This window comes from Nocardia sp. JMUB6875 (assembly GCF_041154655.1).
Taxonomy (GTDB): Bacteria; Actinomycetota; Actinomycetes; order Mycobacteriales; family Mycobacteriaceae; genus Nocardia.
Genome location: NZ_BAAFGR010000173.1, coordinates 1 through 15159, shown reverse-complemented (window position 1 = coordinate 15159; position 15159 = coordinate 1). Strand labels below are relative to the sequence as shown.

Here is a 15159-nt window from a genome sequence, read left to right as displayed (position 1 = left end):
GGGCGGGGTGGTGCGGGGTGTGGTGGTCAGCAGTGCGTCCTCGCGGGAGCCTGAGCCCATGAGGGAGGAGAGCAAACCCACGGCGGCGGCCACGGCTCCGGTGGAGACTACGACGGTCAGGACGACCAGCAGGGCACGGGATTTCGCCCAGTGGTGCGGCTGCGGAGTTGCGCTGTGCCTGCCGGATTCTCGCAGTGACCTGCCGGTGTCGCGTGCGGACCTGCCGGTGTCGCGCGAGGACGTGCCGGTGTCGCGCACCGGCGCGCCCGGGGTGCGTGCGGCGGCGCGTGCGGACGCGGAACGCGAGGCGGGCGTACGCGAGGGCGAGGGGCGAGTGGCGGGACGGGCGGCCAAAGCCTCGGCCACGGCATCGGAAAGCTCCGTGCAAGTGTCGAATCGCCGATGGGGATCCTTGGCCATGGCGCGGGCCAGGACGGGATCGAGGGTGGCGGGCAGGGCCGGGTTCCGGTCGCGCACCGACGGCACCGGGGCGCTGACGTGCCCGTAGATCAGGCGCGGCAGATCCGTCTCGGCGTAGGGCGGTGCGCCGGTGAGCATTTCGAACAGGGTGCAGCCGAGGGAGTACACGTCGGCACGCCGGTCGACCAGCGCCTCGCCGCTGAATCGCTCGGGGGCGGTGTACTGGAAACTGGCCATCACCTCCCCGTTCTCCGTGATTCCGCGAACCTCGTGGTTGGAGTGCGCGATGCCGAAATCGCTGAGCAGCGCCCATTCTCGCGGCTGCGCGGTGAGCAGCACGTTCGCGGGTTTGACGTCGCGATGCAACACGCCCGCGTCGTGCGCGTAGTCCAGCGCGCGGGCCAGATCGGCGGTGATGGCGGCGGCCCGCTGCGGATCCAATGGCCCGGACAGCAGTTCGGCGGACAGATCCGAACCGTCGACATAGGCCATGGCCAGCCACAGCCGCCCCTGCTCCTCGCCCCGCGCGTAGATCGTCACGATGTTCGGGTGCGTGAGCCGCGCAATGATATTGGCTTCCCGCAGGAACCGCTGCCGGGTCTCGTCGTCATCACTCGCCACCCGGTTGAGCAGCTTCAACGCGACGAACCTGGGTAGATCCCGATCATGGGCCAGATACACCTCACCCATCCCACCGGTGCCGAGCAGACGCTCGACCCGATACCCGGCGAAGTTCACTCCCGCCCGGAGCTGCTCGACCAACCAATTCCTCCCGATCCACCTGCCCCGCAGACAATACCGAGCCGGGCCGACCGAGTCCCTCACGAGTCCGTCATGTCAAGCGGCCTCGCGCGCGGAGACCCGCCGTGCGGCCGGGGTGAATTCGATATGCTTCAAAATGGAACTACTCGCGAGTTTCGCTCGCCCGGAAGGACATCCGATGCGGAAGATACGACGGATGCTAGCGGGACTGGTGGCGGCGCTGGGGATCACCGCGGCGGTATGCGGCGTGAATGCGACACCCGCGCGGGCGGATTGGCTGCCGCAGCTCACCCCGTTCGGAACACTCGTGCTGACCTTCGGCGACGCGAATTTCTGCGCGGGCTCGATCGCCGTCGCGCTGGAGGCCGCGCACGGCATGCCCGGGCACGTGACCGCGCACGTGACGCCGCTGGGATATCTCGGCGGACCGTGCGGCAATCACATCGTGCTGGGCTGGCTGGGTTCCGCGGGCCTCGGATCGCGCGACGTCTACGTCCACACCTCGACCGTGGGCCAGACCCAGACCGTGGATCTGTGGATCGGCATGGGCCTGGCCAAGCTCTTCGCCAACAGCTGGCCGCTGCAAGGCCCGTGGGCGGAGTGGTACCTGATCGTCCCCTGACTCCTACTTCGATACCGCCGGCCGCAAGCAGGCGATGGCGGAGGCGGATTCGGCGACGATTTCGCGCATGGCGGCTTCGGCGGCGATTCCGTCGCGCCCTTGGACGGCAGCGGCGACGGCCGCGTGCAACTGCAGGGCCTGCGGATTCGCCTGCGTGGGCATGAGCTCGTGTTCGGTTCTGCCGGTGAGCACTTCACGCACGATCGGCGCGAACACCGCGAGCAGCGGATTGCCGGACGCCGTCAGCAGCGTCGCGTGGAACGTGACGTCGTGGCCGAGATAGGCCGGGGTGTCGGCGGATCGGGCGGTGGCCGACATGCCCATGACGGACGCGGTCAAGGTCGCACACTGCTCGGGGGTGGCATGCGTCGCGGCCAGGCGGGCAGCGAGCGGTTCGATGCCCGAACGCAATTCGGCCAGCCGGGCCAGGTGGGTGAAGCGGTCGGGACCGGCGAGCTGCCAGCGAATCAGCTTGGGGTCCAGGGCATGCCAGTGCGAAGGATCCAGCACGGTGATGCCCGCGCGACGGCGAATGCTGACCATGCCGAGGGATTCCAGCACCCGCACGACTTCCCGGGCGACAGTGCGCGAGACATCGAAGCGGGTGGCGATCTCGTCGGAGGAGATGCGCGCGCCGGGCGCGATGACCCCGGAAGCGATGTCGGCGCCGAGCCGATCCAGCACGGAGTCGTGCAAGGGCAGGGATCCGGCGCTGTCGACCATGGCTTCAGTCTCACACATCTGTGGCATACCTATCGGCAACCAAACCGTAATACGTAGTACTTATTCTCTCGACAGCTTGATATAGTCCTCCATATTAGGTCTCTGTGCCCTGGATCACTCCACCCCGACTCGAAGAAGCGTCATGCACAACCTCACCCCTCTCGCCACGGCGAATCTCGCCGACGCGGCCACCCGGCACGCCGGTAGCGCGCAGCTCATCACCGCGGCCCTGATCGGCGTCGCCCTCATCGTCGGCCTGATCACCTGGCTGAAACTGCATCCGTTCCTGGCCCTGGCCATCGGCGCGATCACCGTCGGCCTGATCGCCGAGCTCGGCGCGGCCGACACCGTGTCCTCCTTCGTCAAGGGCTTCGGCTCGACCATGGGCAGCGTCGGCATCCTGATCGGCTTCGGCGCCATGTTCGGCAAGCTGCTCGCCGACTCCGGAGGCGCGGATCAGGTGGTCGACACGCTGGTGCGCCGGGCCGGACCGAAGGCGCTGCCGTGGGTGATGGGCCTGGTCGGCGCGATCATCGGCCTGCCCATGTTCTTCGAGATCGGCGTGGTGCTGTTGATGCCGGTCATCCTGCTGGTCGCCAACCGATCGCGACTTCCCTTGCTGGCGGTGGCGATTCCGGCGCTGGCGGGTCTGTCGGCCATGCACGGACTGGTGCCGCCGCACCCGGGGCCGCTGGTGGCGGTGTCGGCGCTCAAGGCGGATCTGGGGCTGACGCTGGGGCTCGGTGTGCTGGTGGCGGTGCCGACGGTGATTCTCGCCGGTCCGGTGTTCGGCAAGCTGGCCGCCCGCTGGGTGAATGTGCCGGTGCCGGAACTGTTCTCGACCGACGAGCCCGAGGAGAAGGAAGAGCAGGGTCCGCGCCCGAGCTTCACCGCCACCCTGGCGACCATCCTGCTGCCGGTCGTACTCATGCTGGGCAGCGCCATCTTCGACGTGGTCTCCCCCAAATCCGGCTCGCCGGTGAAGAAGTTCCTCGACGTCCTGGGCACCCCGGTGGTCGCCCTCGGCATCGCCCTGATCGTCGGCATGATCGTGCTCGGCCGCGGCGGCCGCATGACCCGGGACAGCTTGGCCGACACCATGAACAGCGCCCTGCCGCCGATCGCCGGAATCCTGCTCATCGTCGGCGCGGGCGGCGGCTTCAAGCAGGTGCTGGTCGACACCGGCATCGCCAACACCATCGCCGACGCCATCCGCGATTCCAGCCTGCCGGTGCTGCTGTTGGCCTGGTTCGTGGCCGCGCTCATCCGGGTGGCCACGGGTTCGGCGACCATCGCGACGGTGACCGCGTCGGGGATTCTGGCCCCGGTCGCGGCCGGGCTCAGCAACTCTCACGTCTCGCTGATGGTGCTGGCGATCGGTTCGGGTTCACTGTTCCTGTCGCATGTGAACGACGCCGGATTCTGGATGGTCAAGGAGTACCTGGGCCTGAATGTGGTGCAGACCTTGAAGTCCTGGAGCGTCATGGAGTGCGTGATCTCGGTGGCCGGTCTGGCGGGCGTGCTCGCGCTGAGCGCGGTCATCTAGGAGGCGAACGATGGAATCCGCGGACACCGGCCGCACCGAGACCACCGCACGACCGCACATCGTCGTCCTCATGGGCGTCTCCGGCTCCGGGAAGTCGACGGTGGCCGGGATGCTCGTGAGCATCCTCGGCTGGGATCTCCTGGAAGGCGACGACCTGCACCCGCCCGCCAATATCGCGAAAATGGCGGCCGGGCATGCCCTCACCGATGCCGACCGCTGGCCCTGGTTGGAGGCGATCGCGGAGTGGATGTCGAAGGAGGTGGCGGCGGGCCGCTCGGCCATCGTCACCTGCTCGGCGCTCAAACGCTCGTACCGGGATGTGCTGCGCGGCGGCATGACCGGGCATCCGGAGGCGGTGCTGACCTTCGTGCACCTGACCGGATCGCGAGAGGACCTGCAGCGGCGGCTCACCGCGCGTATGGACCACTTCATGCCGCCGGGGCTGCTGGACTCGCAGCTCGAGACCCTCGAGACCCCGGGCCCCGACGAGCACATCGTCAGCATCGAAATCGGCCCGCCGCCAAACGAAGTCGCCGCCGCGACGCTGGCCGCCATCCGCGCTCACAGCTGACTCGAAGCTTCAGCTCAGCTTCAGCTGCGCTCTCTACGCTCACCGGTGTGTACGCACCGAGAATCGCCGCCGCGGTCGCGCTGTCCACCGTGTTCCTGGCCGCGGGGTGCTCGCATCCGCAGGCCCGCGCCGCCGCCGACACCACGGTGACCCTCGAATTCGGCGGGCTGCAAAGGCAATACATCATCCATTACCCCGCCGATCGGCCCTCGGGGAAGCTCCCCGCAGTGCTCGCCTTCCACGGCGGCGGGGGCAGCGCCCGGAACATGGCCTCCGCCTTCGGCTTCGACCAGCTCTCCGATGCCAACGGCTTCATCGCCGTCTACCCGGACGGATACGAGAGGTCCTGGAACGACGGCCGCGGTGATGACACCAATGCCGGCGCCGCGGGCATCGACGACGTGGGTTTCGTTGCGGCCGTGATCGACCGGATCATCGCGAACGACGGGGTCGACCCGGCCCGGGTCTACGCCACCGGAATGTCCAACGGCGGCATGTTCACCGAGCATCTGGGCTGCCATCTGTCGAACAAGTTGGCTGCCATCGCCCCGGTCGCGGGCCCGCTCCCCCAGACCGACCAATCCGCCTGCACCCCATCCCATCCCCTGCCGGTCCTGGAGATCCACGGCACCGCCGACCCGATCGTCCCCTACGACGGCGGCGTGGTTCGCGTCACCTCCGGCCACCGCGGCCCGGGGTCCAGCCCGGTGCTGTCCGTCGACGCCACCCAGCAGCTGTGGCGGCGGCAGAACGCATGCGATGCGGCCACTACCACGCAACTCCCCCAGCGCGCCGACGACGGCACTTCGGTGACAGTCCAGTCCTCCGATTGCGCGGGCGGCGCGAAAGTGCAGCTCTATGTGGTGACCAATGGCGGCCACACCTGGCCCGACGGCTCCCAGTACCTGCCCCAGGCCCTGGTCGGCAAGGTCACCCATCAGTTCGACGGTTCCGCGGTGATCTGGCAGTTCCTGTCGCAATTCCACACATAACCCTGGGTGAACATCGGACAACCAGGACGTACTACCGTTGTCTGATGGCCGCCACAGAGTTTGCCTGTCGGTAACTCTCGTATGAAACAACCAACGCTGAAGCGCCGGAAGGTTCCACGAGAGGTGGGCACGTACTGATGCCGCAATCGCAGGCAGAGACCGAGATCGAGACCGACCCCAGGCTACGGGCCGCCCTCGCGCCGCCCGCCCGCACCCTGGTGGACGTTCTCGCCGCCACCACCGCGGCCTATCCGGACGCACCCGCCATCGACGACGGCGACGAGGAACTCACCTACGCCGAACTGCGCGAGGAGATCGCGGCCACCGTCGAGCGGCTCACCGCCGCCGGGGTGCGCGCCGGGGACCGGGTCGGCGTGCGGATGCCCTCGGGGACGCGCGGGCTCTATGTCACGATCCTCGCGGTACTGCATGCCGGTGCGGCCTACGTACCCGTCGACGCCGACGATCCCGACGAGCGGGCGCGGCTGGTGTTCGGCGAGGCCCGGGTCACGGCCATCGTCACCGGCGACGGCATCCAAACCACTAGTGCGGCAAGTGGATCCGACCGCGACGCAATAGACGAACTCGGCCGCGACGCGGCGACCCGGGAACCGACGCCCGCCGACGACGCCTGGATCATCTTCACCTCCGGCTCCACCGGCACCCCCAAAGGCGTTGCGGTGACCCATCGCAACGCCGCCGCCTTCGTCGACGCCGAGGCGCGGCTGTTCCTCCAGGACGCCCCGATCGGTCCCGACGATCGGGTGCTGGCCGGACTGTCGGTCGCCTTCGATGCCTCTTGCGAGGAGATGTGGCTGGCCTGGCGGCACGGGGCATGCCTGGTGCCCGCACCGCGCGCGCTGGTCCGCACGGGCGCGGATCTCGGGCCGTGGCTGGTGCGCCGCCGGATCAGCATCGTCTCCACCGTGCCGACGCTGGCCGCCACCTGGCCCGCCGAGGCCCTGGAACCGGTGCGGCTGCTCATCTTCGGCGGCGAGGCGGTGCCGCCCGAGCTCGCCGAGAAGCTCGCGGGCAATCAGGATTCCGACCGCGAGGTGTGGAACACCTACGGGCCCACCGAGGCCACCGTGGTGGCGTGTGCCGCGCTGCTGGACGGCGGATTCCCCATCCGCATCGGGCTGCCCCTGGACGGCTGGGATCTGACCGTCATCGATGCGGCCGGAAATCCCGTGGGCGAGGGCGAATCCGGTGAGCTCGTGATCGGCGGCGTCGGGCTGGCCCGGTATCTGGATCCGGCCAAGGACGCCGAGAAGTACGCGCCGCTGCCCTCGGTCGGCTGGGAACGCGCCTACCGCAGTGGCGATCTGGTGCGCAACGATCGCGAGGGCCTGGTCTTCCTCGGCCGCGCCGACGATCAGATCAAGCTGGGCGGCCGCCGCATCGAACTCGGTGAGATCGACAACGCGCTGCAGCACCTGCCCGGCGTCACCGGCGCGGCCGCCGCGATCCGGACCACCAAGGCGGGCAACAAGATCCTCGTCGGCTACCTCACCGGCCCCGACGCGGGCTACGACCTGACCGTCGCGAGAAACATTCTCGCCGAACAGCTCCCGGCCCCGCTGGTCCCGCGTCTCGCCGTCGTCGACGAGCTGCCCACCCGCACCTCCGGCAAGGTGGATCGCGACGCGCTGCCGTGGCCGCTGCCCAAGGCCACCGCCGCCACCGAGGACAGCGGCCTCACCGAAACCGAGCAATGGGTTGCCGGACTGTGGGATTCGCTGCTCGGTGCCGAGGCGACCGATCCGAATGCCGACTTCTTCGATCTGGGCGGCGGCTCGCTGTCGGCGGCCCAGCTGGTCGCGGCGCTGCGGGAACGGAATCCGCGCATCGCCGTCGCCGACCTCTACGATCATCCGCGGCTGGGCGCGCTCGCGGCCTTCCTGGACGGTTCGGCGCCCGTCGCCGCGGTCGAGGAACGCCATGTGCGGCCGGTTCCCTTGCCCGCGCAGCTGTTCCAGGTGCTCGCCACCATCCCGCTGACGACCCTCACCGGCCTGCAATGGCTCACCTGGCTGGCCATCGTCGGCAATGTCGCGGCCTGGTCGGGCTCACTGCCGTGGCTGCCGCATCTCTCGTGGTGGTGGACGCTGGTCGCGTTCCTACTGTTCATCTCCCCGCCCGGCCGGATGGCGCTGTGCGTGGCCGGATCCCGCATCCTGCTGCGCGGCGTCGAGCCCGGCACCCATCCGCGCGGCGGGTGGGTGCATCTGCGACTTTGGACGGCCGTGCGCCTGTCCGAGGCCAGCGGCGCCGAGAACCTGTCCGGCGCACCGTGGATGGTGCCGTTCGCGCGCGCCCTCGGTGCGAAGGTCGGCACCGGCGTAGACCTGCACACGCTGCCGCCCGTAACCGGCATGCTCGAACTCGGCGACGGCTGCAGCGTCGAACCTGAGGTGGACCTGTCCGGCTACTGGATCGACGGCGACGTCGTCCACATCGGCCCCATCGAGATCGGCCCCGGCGCGGTGGTGGGCGCGCGCTCGATGCTGCTGCCCGGCACCAAAATCGGCCGCAATGCCGAGATCGCGCCCGGTTCCGCCGTCTCGGGCAAGGTGAAGGCCGAGCAGGAATGGGCGGGCTCACCTGCGGTGAAAGTCGGTAAGGCACAGCACCGCTGGCCCGACGAAACCCCCGCGCGCGCCGCGCACTGGGTCGGCATCTTCGGCGTCACCTCGATGGTGCTCGCGGCCGTACCCATCCTCGCGCTCGGCACCGGCGGTCTGCTCATCGCCTGGTGGATTCGCGACACGCAGACGCTCGGAGCCGGTTTCGGCCGCGCCTTCGCCATCCTGCCGGTCGCCATGCTGCTCGTCCTGGCCGTGTACGCGGCGGTGACCATCGTCGCCGTCCGCCTGCTCGCCATCGGACTGACCGAAGGCCATCACCCCGTGCGCAGCCGCGCGGGCTGGCAGGCCTGGGCCACCGAACGCCTGCTGGATTCCGCGCGCACCTTCCTGTTCCCGCTCTACGCCAGCCTGCTCACCCCGGTCTGGCTGCGCCTGCTCGGCGCGAAAGTCGGCAAGCGCGTGGAGGTCTCGACCGTCCTGCTGCTGCCCAAGTTCACCGTGGTCGCCGACGGCGCGTTCCTGGCCGACGACACCATGGTCGCCAGTTACGAATTGGGCGGCGGCTGGCTGCGCATCGGCGAGGCCAAGGTCGGCAAGCGCGCCTTCCTCGGCAACTCCGGCATGACCGCGCCCGGCCGCCGGGTGCCGAAAAACGGCCTGGTCGCGGTGCTCTCGGCCGCACCGTCCAAGGCCAAGGCGGGATCCTCGTGGCTGGGCAGCCCGCCGATCCGGCTGCGCCGCGCCGCCGAGACCACCGACACCGCACGCACCTTCGATCCGCCGCTGAAACTGCGCATCGCCCGCGCGGTGGTCGAGACCTGCCGGCTCATCCCGGTATTCGTCACCTTCGCCATCGGCCTCGGTGTGATCTTCGCCCTGGCCTGGCTGGCGCGGAATCTGGGCCACCTGCCCGCCGCCCTGCTCAGCGGCCTGGTGCTGATCGGCGCGGGCGCGGTCGCCGGAACCGTCTCGGTGATCGCGAAATGGCTGCTGGTGGGCCGGATCCGAGCCGTGGAGCACCCGCTGTGGAGCTCCTTCGTGTGGCGCAACGAGGTCGCCGACACCTTCGTCGAGCATGTGGCCGCGCCCTGGTTCGCGCGCGCCGCGACGGGTACGCCCGTACTGAATGTCTGGCTACGCGGACTCGGCGCCAAGATCGGCCGCGGGGTATGGTGCGAATCTTATTGGCTTCCGGAGGCTGACCTGGTGACACTCGGTGCTGGCGCGACTGTGGAACGCGGCTGCGTGGTGCAGACGCACCTGTTCCACGATCGAATCATGGCCATGGACACCGTGACTCTGGGCGCGGGCGCGACCCTCGGACCGCACTGCGTCGCGCTGCCTGCCTCGGCCATCGGCGCGGGCGCGACCATCGGCCCGGCCTCGCTGGTCATGCGCGGCGACAGCGTGCCGCCGTCCACCCGCTGGTGGGGCAACCCCATCGCACCCTGGGGCGGAGGTCGCTGATGGCGGACCGCCTCGACGAACCCATCGATGATTACCTGCCGCAGAACGGAAACCGCGGCTACCGGGTCTCGCGCTACGAGCTGGACCTGGTCTACAAGATGTCGAGCAACCGGCTGTCGGGGACCGCGGAGATCACCGCGGTCACCACCGGCGTGCGAGATCGGTTCGCGCTGGACCTCTCTCAGTCGCTGGCCGTATCGAAGGTGCTCGTCAACGGGGCCAAGCCCGCCAAATACGTGCATCAGCGCGGCAAATTGGTGATCACGCCGCGGCAGAAGATTCCGGCGGGCGGCGCACTGGTGTTCACGGTGAACTACGCCGGACCGCCCAAACCGGTGCGCGGACCGTGGGGCGAGGTCGGCTGGGAGGAACTCACCGACGGGGCGCTGGTCGCCAGCCAACCCAATGGCGCGGCCTCCTGGTTCCCCTGCGACGACCACCCCAGTTCCAAGGCCAGCTACCGGATTTCGATCACCACCGATTCGCCGTACTACGCGCTGGCCAACGGCACGCTCATGCGCAAGCAGACCAAGGCCAGCCAGACCACCTGGGTCTACGAACAGCCCGAACCCATGTCCAGCTACCTGGCCACCATCCAGATCGGGCAATACCGCAAGCAGCGTATCGACGCCCCGCGCGGCATGCTGCCCATGCAGGCCATCCTCCCCACGCGCCTGCGCACCGCGTTCGAACACGACTTCGCGCGGCAGCCGCAGATGATGCAGGTCTTCACCGAGAAGTTCGGGCCCTACCCGTTCGAGGCGTACACCGTGGTCGTCACCGACGACGAGCTCGAGATTCCCATTGAGGCCCAGGGCATCTCGGTATTCGGCGCGAACCACTGCGACGGGCGGCGCGGGCACGAGCGCCTCGTAGCGCACGAGCTGGCACACCAGTGGTTCGGCAACAGCCTCACCATCCGGCAGTGGCGCGATATCTGGCTACACGAGGGCTTCGCCTGTTACGCCGAATGGATCTGGTCCGAGGCATCGGGCGGGCCCAGCGCCGACCAGCTGGCGCGCAGCGCGCACCGCAATCTCGAACGGCTGCCGCAGGATCTCATCCTGGCCGATCCCGGAGCCGAGCTCATGTTCGACGACCGCGTCTATAAGCGCGGCGCGCTCACCCTGCACGCGCTGCGGCTCACCGTCGGCGACGCCGCCTTCTTCGATCTGCTGCGCACCTGGACCGCCCGCTACCGGCACGCGTCCATCACCACCGGCGAATTCACCGATCTGGCCGGGCATTACAACCCCGTTCCGCTGCAGCCTTTGTGGGACGCCTGGTTGTTCGCCCGACCGCTCCCGGCGCTGCCGCCCGGCCCCGCGTACGCGCCGCAAACCTCGACCGGGTAGACTCGCTCCGAACACGAAAGTTGATCATGGATACGACACGGTCGTATCAAGCGTCGTAGATCGCTACCACTCCTGAGCAGCCCCAACTGCGCGGCAAGCTTTCCTTACGGCGATCGATTTTGCCCACCGGCAATCTCGCCACCCTTGTGCCCCCGGCGCGGACCCCTGTCCGCAGCACGGCTCGGGCACCGCCCGATGCCCGAAAGGCACTGCAACACTTATGAATACACCGTCCTTCGCCGCGCTCGGCGTGCGCGCACCGCTGGTCCGCGCCCTCACCGCGGCCGGAATCACCGCACCGTTCCCCATCCAGGCCGACACCCTGCCCGACTCGCTCGCCGGACGCGACGTGCTGGGCCGGGGACGCACCGGCAGCGGCAAGACCCTCGCCTTCTCGATTCCCATGGTGGACCGCCTCGGCGGCGAGCTCGCCGGTAAGCGGGTCCCCAATCGCCCGGTCGGGCTGGTGCTCGCGCCGACCCGCGAGCTGGCCACGCAGATCGCCACCGCCATCGAGCCGTTGGCGGGCGCGTGCGGGATGACCGTCACCACGATCTTCGGCGGCGTCTCCCAGCACCGTCAGGTGCAGGCGCTCAAGCGCGGCGTCGATATCGTCATCGCCTGCCCCGGGCGGCTCGAGGATCTGATGAAGCAGGGGCTGATCAGCCTCGACGCCGTCGAGGTCACCGTCATCGACGAGGCCGACCACATGGCCGACCTGGGCTTCCTGCCCGGCGTCACCCGAATCCTGGCCGCCACCCCCGAGCACGGGCAGCGGCTGCTGTTCTCGGCCACGCTCGACAACGGCGTGAACAAGCTGGTCAAGCGGTTCCTGCCGAACGCGGTGCTGCACTCGGTAGACGACGCCAACTCGCCGGTCGCCGATATGACCCACCACGTCTTCGAGGTGTCGAGCGCGGAGACCAAGCGCGCGGTCGTGCACCGCCTCGCCTCCGGCACCGGGCGGCGAATCCTGTTCACCCGCACCAAGCATCAGGCCCGCAAGCTCGCCAAGCAGCTCACCACCTCCGGAATCCCGGCGGTCGACCTGCACGGCAACCTGAACCAGCCCGCCCGCGACCGCAACCTGGCCACCTTCGCCTCCGGCGCGGCCAAGGTCCTGGTCGCCACCGATGTCGCGGCCCGCGGCGTCCACGTCGACGGCGTCGAACTCGTCGTCCACGTCGACCCGCCCGCCGAACACAAGGCCTACCTGCACCGCTCCGGCCGCACCGCCCGCGCGGGCAATGCCGGCGACGTCATCACCCTGGTCATGCCCGACCAGCGCGGCGACCTGGCCGCCCTCATGCGCAAGGCCAAGATCGACGTCACCCCGCAGCGCGTCACCGCCGACTCCCCCGCGGTGATCGAACTCGTCGGCGAGGTCGCACCCCTGGTGGCGATCTCGGACCCGGCCCCGGCACGGCAGCAGAAGGCCGCGCCCGCCTCGAAGTCGGCCCGCACCAACGCAACCCGCGATGACGACAGCGGGGCACCGCGCGGACGGCGACGCGGACGGTCCGGGTCGCAGGGGTCCGAGTCCTACAAGCGCAGCGCGCGCCAGGACGGCGACGCGGCCCTGACCAAGCCGGGCGCCCGGGGCGGCCGCAAGGCCGAAGTCGCCACCGCCGGACGCCCGGGTCGACGCCCGGCCACCGGCGCACCGCGCGGCACCCAGTCCGATGCGCACGGCACCCGCGCGCACGGCGATGCCGGCCACGGCAAGTCGGCCACCCGGAGCGGCGGCAAGTCGAACGCTCGGGGCGCCGACCGCACCGCCCGCTCGGAGGGTGCGGCCCACGGCAGCGGCTCCGCCCGCCAGCGCGGCGAGCGCGGCAACGGCGGTTCCGCACGCCAGGGCGGCCGAGGCGCGGCCCCCGCCGGAAGCACCGGAGGGCTCGCCGGCTTTTCCCGCGCCGGCGCACCCCGCCGTCGCCGCAGCGCCTGATTGCGCCCGCGCCCCGGGTGGGCGCCGCCATACGCGAGAAATCGCCGAGTGGCACACCAGCGAATGGATTCGCCTGAATCGCTCTCGCCGGTGTGCCACTCGGCCTTTTTGTGGGTCCGGACACAACACCGTCACTGCAAGGCACGCTCGAGCGCATGGGACCGCAGAAATGGGACAATTGCCCATATGTACCCCAGCTGAAGTCTCATACAGTTAATGAAGAGCAAGCAGCTGCCCGCTTTTACGTTTCAGATTCGCTTCTATCGTCTCGGACGCCTTTCACAGGGTCAGGAGAGGAAATCATGAAGTCTCACGCGCCATTGAACGAGCGGGCCATCGTCAAGTTCGAGCACATCGAGAACCGATACAAGGTGTCGGTCACTCCGATCGATCGTCTCAATTGGCGGGTGGGGTACGCGCCCGATATGAAGGCTGCCGTCGAACTCGCGCACGAACTCGTCAACTGACAGCTAGAGGGGCTGCGCGCCCGGTTCGAGCAGTCGTTTCGGGTGCATCCCGTCGACCTGTCCGATGAACGGCGGATGGATGCTGTAGCCGAGCATCCGGCGAATGTCCTCCGATACCGCGCGGACCGTGTCGCGGGTCATGGAGAGGGTGAACGCCTCTTGCGGGCGCAGCCACGGTTCGCAGTATTGTGCGGTGAGCGCGAGGCGAGAATTCGCGGAACTATTCGCGCCGCCACCATGCCAGAGCGTGCCGACGAAGAATACGCAGCTACCTGCCCGCATTACGACGGGCTCGCGGGTGGAATCGCCGGGTAGCCGATCGTCCCAGAGGTGACTTCCGGGAATGATGTCGGTCGCGCCGTTCTCCGCGGTGAAATCATCGATGGCCCAGATCGTGGCCGCCCCCAATGCCTTTCGCGGACGCGGCAGCGGATAGAACCCGTCGTCGGTGTGCAACATCTGCGCCTGTTCACCGGGCAGGATATTGATCACCTGCAGCATCGACAGCAGATAGTTGGGCAGGAACAGCCGGTCCAGCAGGGCCAGTACGCGCGGGTGATCGGCGATCCGATCGCAGGAGCGGGTCTTGTTCAGCACGCTGTAGACGCGCTGGGTCGAATGACCCTCGAAGTTGTTGCGGCCCTTCGGATTCAGCAGCGGAACGACGCTCGCCCGAATCTCGTCGAGCTCGGCGGGCGTCAGCAGATCCGGCAGGATCACGTACCCGTCCCGCGCGACCGCGGCCAGGTCCGCCTCCACCACCGCCGGATCGACGCTCGCGCCACTGCTCGCGGTGCGCCGGTAGGTCCCCGCGAGGTCCCCGTCCAGATCCCGCAACGACGTCACTTTCCCGCTCATGCCGCCATCCTTCACATAACTGAGTTCTGTTATGGTTCGCCAGTGGCACGCGCACCTCTGGGACGTCAACAACTTCTCGATGCCGCCCGCGACGAACTCGTCCATGCGGGCGGCACCCTCGAACTGAGTGCGCTGACCCGCCGCACGGGCCTGAGCACCGGCGCCCTCTACCACCACTTCGGCTCCAAAGTCGGCCTGCTGGCGGCGATCTGGGACGACTTCTACGACGGCCTGAGCCGTGCGACCGCCGACGACCGGGTCCCGGCCGACGGCGACTGGGCCACCCGCGAACGCGCCCGCACCCACCGGTTCGTCGCCTACCACTTCGACCACCCCCTCGCGGCCTTGCTGCTCAACCGCGTCGCCCCAGACCCGGGCCTCACCGAGATGGAGGCCAACTACATCCGCAACCTCGCCGACGCCGCCGCCACCAACATCCGCCGCGGCCAAGCCTCCGGCGAAATCCCCGCCGACCTCGACCCCAACAGCGCCGGCGCCTACGTCATCGGCGGCCTGCGCCACGGCATCGCCCAGCAGTTGCGCGATACTCCCCGCCCCACAGTCGATATCGCCGCCGAACGCCTCTGGCGACTGACGGCCGCAGCGCTCGCCCTGCCCTGAACCCGCCCCCGCTACGCTAGGTACCGTCCCGACGCGTCGCCGGGACCGCTTCGTTCCGGGCGACGAGCCCAGACACCTCGGCGAGTGGGATGTGGGGAATCAGGAGGGCGATGACGAACGCGATCGCCACCGCGGGCAGGAGGTAGGCGAAGATTGGGACGAGCGCGTCGGCGTACGACGCGACGATCGCGTCGCGCAAGGGGGCGGGGAGGTGGGCCA

The 15159-nt window shown here is 69.2% G+C and carries 12 protein-coding genes and 1 pseudogene; 9 read left to right on the top strand and 4 right to left on the bottom strand.

The window, feature by feature from the left end:
• On the bottom strand, nt 1-1182 hold a 1182-nt coding region (locus tag ACAM49_RS32515; RefSeq protein ID WP_369639381.1), incomplete at its 3' end, for a serine/threonine-protein kinase.
• 196 nt (nt 1183-1378) lie between these two features.
• Here ACAM49_RS32515 and ACAM49_RS32510 point away from each other — a divergent pair.
• On the top strand, nt 1379-1804 hold the full coding sequence (locus ACAM49_RS32510) for a hypothetical protein (RefSeq protein WP_369639380.1): 426 nt from the start codon (nt 1379-1381) through the stop codon (nt 1802-1804).
• Between the two features lie 3 nt (nt 1805-1807).
• Here ACAM49_RS32510 and ACAM49_RS32505 read toward each other — a convergent pair whose 3' ends face one another.
• Entirely contained in the window at nt 1808-2545 is a 738-nt protein-coding gene (locus ACAM49_RS32505; RefSeq protein ID WP_369639379.1) for a FadR/GntR family transcriptional regulator, read from the bottom strand.
• Between the two features lie 124 nt (nt 2546-2669).
• Here ACAM49_RS32505 and ACAM49_RS32500 point away from each other — a divergent pair, with 124 nt between their 5' ends.
• The 7 genes from ACAM49_RS32500 (at nt 2670) to ACAM49_RS32470 (ending at nt 13461) form a co-directional block, all read left to right on the top strand.
• Nucleotides 2670-4073 (top strand): GntP family permease, encoded by a 1404-nt coding sequence (locus ACAM49_RS32500; protein ID WP_369639378.1) that lies wholly within the window; start codon nt 2670-2672, stop codon nt 4071-4073.
• 10 nt (nt 4074-4083) lie between these two features.
• Nucleotides 4084-4644: a gluconokinase gene (locus ACAM49_RS32495; protein ID WP_369639377.1), complete on the top strand. Its 561-nt coding sequence runs from the start codon at nt 4084-4086 to the stop codon at nt 4642-4644.
• A gap of 47 nt (nt 4645-4691) precedes the next feature.
• Nucleotides 4692-5636, top strand: coding sequence for a PHB depolymerase family esterase (locus ACAM49_RS32490; RefSeq protein ID WP_369639376.1), 945 nt, complete (start codon nt 4692-4694; stop codon nt 5634-5636).
• Between the two features lie 137 nt (nt 5637-5773).
• Nucleotides 5774-9691 carry a Pls/PosA family non-ribosomal peptide synthetase gene (locus ACAM49_RS32485; protein ID WP_369639375.1) on the top strand — a complete coding sequence of 1306 codons (3918 nt, stop codon included), beginning with the start codon at nt 5774-5776 and terminating at the stop codon, nt 9689-9691.
• Nucleotides 9691-11046 (top strand): M1 family metallopeptidase, encoded by a 1356-nt coding sequence (locus ACAM49_RS32480; protein WP_369639374.1) that lies wholly within the window; start codon nt 9691-9693, stop codon nt 11044-11046. The genes ACAM49_RS32485 and ACAM49_RS32480 overlap by 1 nt, the downstream gene beginning before the upstream one ends.
• A 220-nt stretch (nt 11047-11266) precedes the next feature.
• A complete protein-coding gene (locus tag ACAM49_RS32475) occupies nt 11267-12994 on the top strand; it encodes a DEAD/DEAH box helicase (RefSeq protein WP_369639373.1) in 1728 nt (575 codons plus the stop codon).
• A 302-nt stretch (nt 12995-13296) separates the two neighbouring features.
• Entirely contained in the window at nt 13297-13461 is a 165-nt protein-coding gene (locus ACAM49_RS32470; protein ID WP_369639372.1) for a hypothetical protein, read from the top strand.
• A gap of 3 nt (nt 13462-13464) precedes the next feature.
• On the opposite strand, the gene ACAM49_RS32465 is transcribed toward ACAM49_RS32470, so the two are convergent.
• Nucleotides 13465-14319, bottom strand: coding sequence for a phytanoyl-CoA dioxygenase family protein (locus tag ACAM49_RS32465; RefSeq protein ID WP_369639371.1), 855 nt, complete (start codon nt 14317-14319; stop codon nt 13465-13467).
• Nucleotides 14320-14361: 42 nt separating this feature from the next.
• On the opposite strand from ACAM49_RS32465, the gene ACAM49_RS32460 reads away from it, so the two are divergent.
• Complete coding sequence (locus ACAM49_RS32460; protein WP_369639370.1) at nt 14362-14940, top strand: TetR/AcrR family transcriptional regulator; 579 nt, start codon at nt 14362-14364, stop codon at nt 14938-14940.
• Nucleotides 14941-14956: 16 nt separating this feature from the next.
• Here ACAM49_RS32460 and ACAM49_RS32455 read toward each other — a convergent pair.
• Nucleotides 14957-15159: pseudogene (locus ACAM49_RS32455) on the bottom strand (MFS transporter); the annotation flags it as partial.

Excerpts from the sequence above, each read along its gene's own strand:
- ACAM49_RS32510 (WP_369639380.1), top strand. The coding sequence starts at position 1,379 with ATGCTAGCGGGACTGGTGGCGGCGCTGGGGATCACCGCGGCGGTATGC.
- ACAM49_RS32505 (WP_369639379.1), bottom strand. The coding sequence starts at position 2,545 with ATGTGTGAGACTGAAGCCATGGTCGACAGCGCCGGATCCCTGCCCTTG.
- ACAM49_RS32500 (WP_369639378.1), top strand. The coding sequence starts at position 2,670 with ATGCACAACCTCACCCCTCTCGCCACGGCGAATCTCGCCGACGCGGCC.
- ACAM49_RS32495 (WP_369639377.1), top strand. The coding sequence starts at position 4,084 with ATGGAATCCGCGGACACCGGCCGCACCGAGACCACCGCACGACCGCAC.
- ACAM49_RS32485 (WP_369639375.1), top strand. The coding sequence starts at position 5,774 with ATGCCGCAATCGCAGGCAGAGACCGAGATCGAGACCGACCCCAGGCTA.
- ACAM49_RS32480 (WP_369639374.1), top strand. The coding sequence starts at position 9,691 with ATGGCGGACCGCCTCGACGAACCCATCGATGATTACCTGCCGCAGAAC.
- ACAM49_RS32475 (WP_369639373.1), top strand. The coding sequence starts at position 11,267 with ATGAATACACCGTCCTTCGCCGCGCTCGGCGTGCGCGCACCGCTGGTC.
- ACAM49_RS32470 (WP_369639372.1), top strand. The coding sequence starts at position 13,297 with ATGAAGTCTCACGCGCCATTGAACGAGCGGGCCATCGTCAAGTTCGAG.
- ACAM49_RS32465 (WP_369639371.1), bottom strand. The coding sequence starts at position 14,319 with ATGAGCGGGAAAGTGACGTCGTTGCGGGATCTGGACGGGGACCTCGCG.